General features: G+C 66.5%; 4 protein-coding genes. All 4 read right to left on the reverse strand.

The features are described 5' to 3' along the window. Window positions 1–3: 3 nt before the first annotated feature. A complete protein-coding gene (locus EOA38_RS29555) occupies window positions 4–234 on the reverse strand; it encodes a hypothetical protein (RefSeq protein ID WP_126094493.1) in 231 nt (76 codons plus the stop codon). A gap of 155 nt (window positions 235–389) precedes the next feature. After that, window positions 390–1,379, reverse strand: a complete 990-nt coding sequence (locus tag EOA38_RS29560) for a substrate-binding domain-containing protein (protein ID WP_127300896.1) — start codon at window positions 1,377–1,379, stop codon at window positions 390–392. Between the two features lie 73 nt (window positions 1,380–1,452). Next, complete coding sequence (locus EOA38_RS29565) at window positions 1,453–2,526, reverse strand: ABC transporter permease (RefSeq protein ID WP_126094495.1); 1,074 nt, start codon at window positions 2,524–2,526, stop codon at window positions 1,453–1,455. Beyond that, window positions 2,526–4,043 (reverse strand): sugar ABC transporter ATP-binding protein, encoded by a 1,518-nt coding sequence (locus EOA38_RS29570; protein WP_126094496.1) that lies wholly within the window; start codon window positions 4,041–4,043, stop codon window positions 2,526–2,528. The genes EOA38_RS29565 and EOA38_RS29570 overlap by 1 nt, the downstream gene beginning before the upstream one ends. Window positions 4,044–4,151: the final 108 nt, after the last annotated feature.

Raw genomic sequence — 4,151 nt, forward strand, 5'->3', positions numbered from 1 at the left:
GCGCTAGCTCGGAAACGTCACGGTCACGCCGCGCTGGCGAAAATAAGCCTGCATCAACTTGCGGCCCGAGCGGTTGTTGTGCGCCAACTTGGCCGGATCGAACACCGCCTCTTTCAGCCCTTCTCGCGCCAGCGCCGCTTTGAGCGTCGCGATATGGACGTCGATGTCGGCATTGTCCGCCTTGAGCGAGGCGTAGATATTTTCGGTCGCCTGGGCCACGGTCGGTTCGCTCACTTGTGTCGTCCTTTGGTTGGTTGCGCGGCGCGCTTAACACAGATTCGCGGCATGGCGATACCGATGAGAGCTTTGGCTTGGCGCGAAGGGGCCAGGCCTACGAACAAAAAAGGCCCCCTCTCGGAGGCCTTTTCGCAACAGTTTCGATTGTGGAGCTATTTCCCGGCCAGCGCCTTCGCGTTCTCCGCCGTGATCGCGGTGGTGTCCACGGTCACCGTCGGCTCGACGGAGGTCGCGCAGTCGAGCAGGATCTTCTTCGACATCTCGATCGCTTCCTTGGCGCCGGTTGGATAGGTGAAGGTCGCCGCCCAGTCGCCCTTGGCGACCGCCTCGATGCCGCCGGCCGGGCCAGGCAAGCCGTCGGTGCCGATGATCTTGACGTCCTTGCCGGCGCCCTTGGCGGCCAGCAGCGCGCCCGCCGCCATCATGTCGTTCGAGGCATAGAGCACCTTGATGTCGGGATGCGCCTGCAGCATAGCGGAAAAGGCGGTCTGGGCTTTATCCGGAACCCAGTCGGCGGCCTGCTCGGCGACGATCTGGATCTTCGGGTTCGCCTTCACGCCTTCCTTGAAGCCGTTGAGGCGCTCCACCGCCGGCGTCGAGCTCGGCAGGCCTTCCAGCACCGCCGCCTCGCCGCCATCGGGCAGCAGCTTCGAAGCTGTGAACTTGCCGGCTTCGTCGGCGATCTTGAAATTGTCGCCGCCGATGAAGGCCGTGTAGTCCTTGCCAGGGTCGCCCACCGTCTTGCGGTCGAGCTCGATCACCGGAATGCCGGCATCCATGGCGCGCTTCACGGCGGGCGTCAGGGGTGCCGCCTCGAAAGGCGAGATCAACAGGATGTCGACCTTCTGGGTGATGAAATTGTCGACCTGCGAGGTCTGCGTGTTGACGTTGCCGGCGCCGTCGGCGATCTGCAGCGTGAAGCCCGGCACTTCCTTGGCGGCCGCCGTCAGCTCGTCATTGACGTGCTGGCGATAGGGCTCGGCGTTGTTGGCCTGCGAAAAGCCGATGATGAACTGGCCGTCCTTGGCGCAGGCCTTCACCATCGGGTCGGCCGCCTGGGCAGCACTTGCTATGCACAGGCCGGCGCCCGCCAGAAGCACGGCTTTGAGCGCGCTGCTTAATCCTCTCTGTGTGGTTCTCATGCTCAGTCTCCTCCTCGTCCGGCTCGCGGTGCCAGACCTTTGGTTGCTCTTTCGGGATGCTGCCGCCGACCTCCTATCGTCCCAAACCCTCGCGGCGGCGAACGAGGGATTGAAGCACTGCCGCCAAGACGATGATCGCGGCGGTCGCGAGCAGCTGCATGGCAGGGGTGATGTTGTTGAGCTGAAGGATGTTGGCCAGCGCACCCAGCATGATGGTGCCGGCGACGGTGCCGACCATAGAGCCCGCGCCGCCGAACAGGCTGGTGCCGCCGATGACGACGGCGGCGATGGCCGTCAGTTCATAGCCCATGCCGTCATTGGCGCTGCCGAAGTTGAACTGTCCGGCATGCACGATGCCGGCAAGCGCCGAGGCAAAGCCGGTGATGGCGTAGACCGATATCTTCACCATCGACACAGGCACGCCGGAAATGCGCGCCGCGCGCTCGTTGCCGCCCACCGCATAGACGTAGCGGCCGAAGCGCGTGGTGTTGAGGACCAGCGTGGCTATCGCGGCAAAGATGATGAAGACGATGGTCGCCACCGGCACGGTGTTGTCGAACAGACGCTCGCCCAGCACCGCGAATACCGGCGGCGCGAGACCCGGCCCGTCGCCATAGGAAATGTTGATGTACTGATTGCCGGAAACGACCAGCGCCAGACCCCGCGCCGCCTGCAGGCCAGCGAGCGTGACGATGAAGGGCTCGAGCCGGAAGCGGGTGGAGATCGTGCCCTGGACGATGCCGAAGACGGTGCCCATGACGAGCACGGCCAGGATGGTGGCGATGAGGCCGAAGCCGCCGGAGATCATCATGGTGGCGGTCACCACGGCGGAGAGACCCAGCACCGCGCCGACCGAGAGATCGATGCCGGCAGTGATGATGACGAAGGTCATGCCGATGGCGATGATGCCAGTCTCCGACACCGCGCGCACGATGTTGGCGATGTTGTCGGGGTTGAGGAACAGGATCTCGCCGTGGCGCCGGGGCGAGAAGATGACGCCGCCGATCGCCACCAGCACCAGGCCGATCAGGCTCTGGAAGCGCACGATGATGGCCAGCGGGTCGACGCGATGTTTTGGCGCCGCTGTTGCGGTCCGCCGGCCGGGTACTGCCGGATTGGCCGTCCCCTCAATCTTCTGGTCCGACATCAGGCCTCCCTGCCGTTTGCCGCGGCAAGCACGGTGTGCTCGTCTACGCCGCCGATGAATTCCGCCACATTGCGCCCCTGGCGCAGCACCACGATCCGGTCGCAAAGCCCGATCAGTTCCGGCATCTCGCTGGAGGCGACCAGAATGCCCAGTCCCTGCGCCGCGAGTGCCCTGAGCCTGGCATAGATCTCGCCCTTGGCGCCGACATCGACGCCGCGTGTCGGCTCGTCGAGCAGCAGCAGGCGCGGATTGCCGAGGATCTCCTTGGCCAGCACCACCTTCTGCTGGTTGCCGCCCGACAACGCGCCGACGGCGATGTCGGGGTTCTTCGGGCGGATATCGAACTGGCCGAAGGACTGCCTCACGGCCTCCGCCTGGCGGCGCGGCGACATCAGGCCTGCCGGCGAGATACGACGGATCACCGACATCACCAGGTTGAGGCCCACCGCCATCCTGAGCATCAGGCCGCTGCCACGGCGGTCGTCGGTGACGAAAGCGATGCCGGCCTTGCGCGCCGCGTCGATGGATTCGAGTTTCACCGGCCTGCCGTCGACCGCGACTTCGCCCTGCCAGCGGCCGGCAAGGCCGGTGCCGTAGAGCGCGGAGAGCAGTTCGGTGCGCCCTGCTCCCATGATACCGGCAAGCCCGACGATCTCGCCTTCCCTGACCTCGAGCGAAATGCCGCGCGGCGGCTGCCAGCCGGCGCTTTCCCGAACGAGCCTGAAGCTCGCATCCTTGAGCCTGAGCAGCGTCTTGCCGGCCGACCTGGCGCGCGCGGGATAAAGCTCGTCCAGCGGCCGGCCGACCAGCAGGCGCACCAGCTCTGCCTGCGGCGCATGCGGCTCGGTGATGCCCGCGACGCGGCCGTCGCGCATCACCGTCACGCGGTCGGCGATATCGGGCACTTCCTCGAGGCGATGCGAGATGTAGACGATGCCGACCCCCGTGGCGGCGAGCTTCCTCATAATGTCGAACAGCCGCTCTACCTCGCCGACGGTAAGTGCGGCCGTCGGCTCGTCCATGATCAGCACGCGCGAGGCATAGGACAGCGCCTTGACGATCGCCACCACTTGGCGCTGGCCGATCGACAGGTCGGCGACGAGGCGCGCCGGATCGATGGCGAGCTCAATCGCCTCCAGCCGCTGCTTGGCCTCGCGGCGCATCGCCGGCACGTCGAGCATGCCGCCCGGCCGCATCAGCTCGCGGCCGAGGAAGAGGTTTGCCGCCACGTCGAGCGAGGGCACGAGGTCCAGTTCCTGGAAGATGGTGGCGATGCCGGCGGCCTGCGCCTCGCGCGGGTTGTTGAAGGTGACCGGCTTGCCGTCGATGCGTATCTCGCCCTCATCTGGCGAGTAGACGCCCGACAGGAGGTTCATCAGCGTCGACTTGCCGGCGCCGTTCTCGCCGAGCAGCGCGTGGATCTCGCCGGCCTTCAAATCGAAGTCGACGCCGCGCAGCGCCTGAACGCCGCCGAAGCGCTTTACAGCGCCGGTTACGGAAAGCAGCGGCGCGCTCATGCCGGCCTCGCCTCGGCCGGCCTCGCGCAGGATTGGCGCGCCTGCAGCCTCGCCTGGAGCCGTACGGCGCGGGGCGCCGCGCCGCTGGAGGCGATGCGCTCGCTGAGC

This window comes from Mesorhizobium sp. M1E.F.Ca.ET.041.01.1.1 (assembly GCF_003997355.1).
In the GTDB taxonomy this organism is placed as follows: Bacteria; Pseudomonadota; Alphaproteobacteria; order Rhizobiales; family Rhizobiaceae; genus Mesorhizobium.